The sequence below is a fragment of the Actinoplanes sp. NPDC051633 genome (genome assembly GCF_040681735.1).
In the GTDB taxonomy this organism is placed as follows: domain Bacteria; phylum Actinomycetota; class Actinomycetes; order Mycobacteriales; family Micromonosporaceae; genus Actinoplanes.
Genome location: NZ_JBFAZH010000967.1, coordinates 1 through 2,999 on the forward strand (window position 1 = coordinate 1; position 2,999 = coordinate 2,999).

At 70.7% G+C, this 2,999-nt stretch carries 4 protein-coding genes; 3 read left to right on the forward strand and 1 reads right to left on the reverse strand.

The genetic code is table 11. The features are described 5' to 3' along the window. From AB0M20_RS35275 to AB0M20_RS35285, 3 genes are all read left to right on the forward strand, one after another. A partial coding sequence (locus AB0M20_RS35275; protein WP_364304833.1) for a multicopper oxidase domain-containing protein occupies positions 1-409 on the forward strand: 409 nt, incomplete at its 5' end. A gap of 111 nt (positions 410-520) precedes the next feature. Next, the gene (locus AB0M20_RS35280; RefSeq protein ID WP_364304835.1) at positions 521-1,348 is read left to right on the forward strand and encodes an LLM class flavin-dependent oxidoreductase; all 828 of its coding nucleotides are present in this window, start codon (positions 521-523) and stop codon (positions 1,346-1,348) included. After that, positions 1,345-2,496, forward strand: coding sequence for an epoxide hydrolase family protein (locus tag AB0M20_RS35285; protein WP_364304837.1), 1,152 nt, complete (start codon positions 1,345-1,347; stop codon positions 2,494-2,496). The genes AB0M20_RS35280 and AB0M20_RS35285 overlap by 4 nt, the downstream gene beginning before the upstream one ends. Before the next feature lie 74 nt (positions 2,497-2,570). Here AB0M20_RS35285 and AB0M20_RS35290 read toward each other — a convergent pair whose 3' ends face one another. After that, positions 2,571-2,924 (reverse strand): MmcQ/YjbR family DNA-binding protein, encoded by a 354-nt coding sequence (locus AB0M20_RS35290; RefSeq protein ID WP_364304839.1) that lies wholly within the window; start codon positions 2,922-2,924, stop codon positions 2,571-2,573. Positions 2,925-2,999 lie beyond the last annotated feature (75 nt).

Sequence of the window (2,999 nt, forward strand, 5' to 3'; positions counted from 1 at the left end):
GCCGGACGCCCTGGCGCCGGCCGAAAAGCTGCCGACCAAGGCCGACGCGGTCACCGACCGGCAGTTCGACTTCCGCCGCAGCGGCTCGGGCTGGACGGTCAACGGCCGCCCGTACGACCCCGCGGACAGCCTGGCCGCGCCGCGCCTCGACACGGTCGAGCTGTGGCGGTTCACCAGCGACTTCCACCACCCCGTGCACGTGCACCTCGCGCACTTCCAGATCCTCTCGCGCAGCGGGCGATCGGCCGAGCCGTGGGAGACCGGCTGGAAGGACACGGTGGATGTGCGCCCGTACGAAGCGGTGGAGGTGCTCGTGAAGTTCGCGGGCCACCGCGGCCGATACATGCTGCACTGCCACAACCTCGAGCACGAGGACATGGCGATGATGGCGAACTTCGACATCGTCTGACGCGGTCATGCGGAAAGGTCTACCGGCCGCCTACGACAAGAATTCCGGAGCGCGGCAGTCGCCGGGACCGACGGCCGGAAAATGTCGGAGGGGGCTGATAAGACTTCCTCCATGGCGGAGCAGACGATGCGATACGGCGTGATCCTTCCCGGCGGCACGGCGGCGGAGCAGGTCGAGCAGGCCCGGCTGGCCGAGCGGTCGGGGTGGGACGGCGTGTTCGTGTGGGAGGCGGGCTACGGCGTCGACGCGTGGAGCCTGCTGGCCGCGATGGCGGTGGTGACCAGCCGGATCCGGCTAGGCACCATGCTGACGCCGCTGCCGTGGCGCCGGCCGTGGAAGGTGGCGAGTCAGGTTGCCACCGTCGACCAGCTCTCCGGCGGCCGGGCGATCCTCGGCATCGGGGTCGGCGCGCTGACCACCGACCTGCCGCTGACCGGTGAGGTGACCGACCTGCGGCAGCGGGCCGACATGATGGACGAGGCGATCGACCTGATGCGGGTCCTGTGGGCGGGCGGTTCCACTTATCGTGGCCGGCATTACGAGTACGAGGTGGCCCGCAACGACCTGGCTCAGGTGGGCCGGCCGGTGCAGGAACGCGTGCCGATCTGGGTGGTGGGGAAATGGCCGCACCCGAGATCCATGCGGCGGGTGGCCCGGTGCGACGGGCTGATTCCCGGCCACGAGCAGACGCCCGAGACGGTCCGCGAGATGCGCGCCTGGCTGACCGGGCAAGGCGCTTCCCCGGCTCTCGACATGCTGGCCGAGGGTGAGACACCGACCGCGGATCCGGCCGCCGCACGATCTCAGGTCGAGCCGTGGGCGGCGGCGGGCTGCACGTGGTGGATGGAGACGCGCTGGGAGATGCCGCACCACAGCGCCGAGCGCATGGCGCAGATCAGCGAGCGGATCGCGGCCGGTCCTCCGCGAGCCGCGGCATGACCGCCGAGCCCTTCCGGATCGAGGTCGGCGATGAGGTGCTCGCCGATCTGCGCGACCGCCTGCGCCGCACCCGCTGGCCCGAGCCGGCCACGTCGCCCGGCTGGGCACAGGGCCCGCCGTTGTCGTATGTGCGGGAGCTCTGCGACTACTGGGCCGACGGCTACGACTGGCGCGCGACCGAGGCGCGGCTCAATGCGCTGCCGCAGTTCCGCATGGAGATCGGCGGCCTCGAGATCCACTTCATCCACGTACGCTCGCCGCGGCCGGACGCAACGCCGCTGGTGATGACCCACGGCTGGCCGGGTTCGGTGATCGAGTTCGAGAAGGTGCTGGGGCCACTGAGCGAAGACTTCCACCTGGTGGTCCCGTCCCTGCCGGGCTACGGCTTCAGCGGTCGTCCGGCCGAGGCCGGCTGGACGGTCGAGCGGATCGCCGACGCGTGGGCCGAGCTGATGGAGCGGCTGGGCTACGACAGGTTCGTCGCGCAGGGCCACGACTGGGGTACGAGCATCAGCACCGAGATCGGCAAACGCCATCCGGGTCACGTAATCGGCCTGCATCTGGTGCCTCCGCTCGTGGCGCCTGATCCGGCCACGTTCGACGACCTGACACCGGCCGAGCGCGAGGCGGTGGCCGCGCTGGAGTCGGGAGAGTCGGGCGACGGCTATTCGCACGAGCAGTCCACCCGGCCGCAGACCATCGGCTACGGCCTGGTCGACTCACCGGCGCTGCTGTGCGCGTGGATCGTCGAGAAGTTCCAGGCGTGGACCGACTGCGACGGCGACCTGAGCACCGTGCTGACCCGCGACGAGCTGCTGGACAACCTGATGTTCTATTGGCTCCCGGGCGCGGGCGCTTCGGCGGCGAGGCTGTACTGGGAGAGCTTCGCCGGCGTGAAGGCCCGCTTCCGGGGCGCGGCCACCGACCGGGTCACCGTGCCGACGGGCTGCTCGATCTTCCCCAGGGAGAACCCACGGCCGTCGAGGCGGTGGGCCGAGCGCCGCTTCACAGACATCCGATACTGGAACGAACCGGCGAGGGGCGGGCACTTCGCGGCGTTCGAACAGCCGGACCTGTTCGTCAACGAGGTGCGCGAGTGCATCCGGGCGCTGGGGAACGATGGCGCGCAAGGCCGTGACGGGCCATGAGGACGACCTCACCCGGGAGCGGAGATCGCCACTCGGCCGGCGGGCTCGGCCGGCGGGCACGGCCGGCGGACGAATCAGCGGTCCGGCAGGCTGGCGACGAAGGCCGCGGCGACACGCTTGGGGACCACCATGCGCCAGGCGTCGATGACCAGCTCTTCCATCAGGACCGGGTCGAGCGTGGCCATCCATGCCTGAACCCACTGGAATCGCATGTCCGACTGGCCCGGCAGGTGGAAGACGTCCGGCGCCGAGGCCACCAGGGCTTCGCGTTCCTCCCGGGGGAAGCCGAAGCCCATGACGGTCTCGTCCCGGGAGAACGCCACGTAGACGATCTTTCCCACCCGGAACTTCACCCGGTCGCGGATCAGGTGTTCCTCGCTGCGCGGCAATCGCCGGGCGACCGCCCGCACGTCTTCGACGGTGACCATGCCCAGCACGCTATCGCCAGGGTCTGACATTCCCGTGCGACGGAACGAGGCCGTCCACGGGCCGCGGCAGGCGGC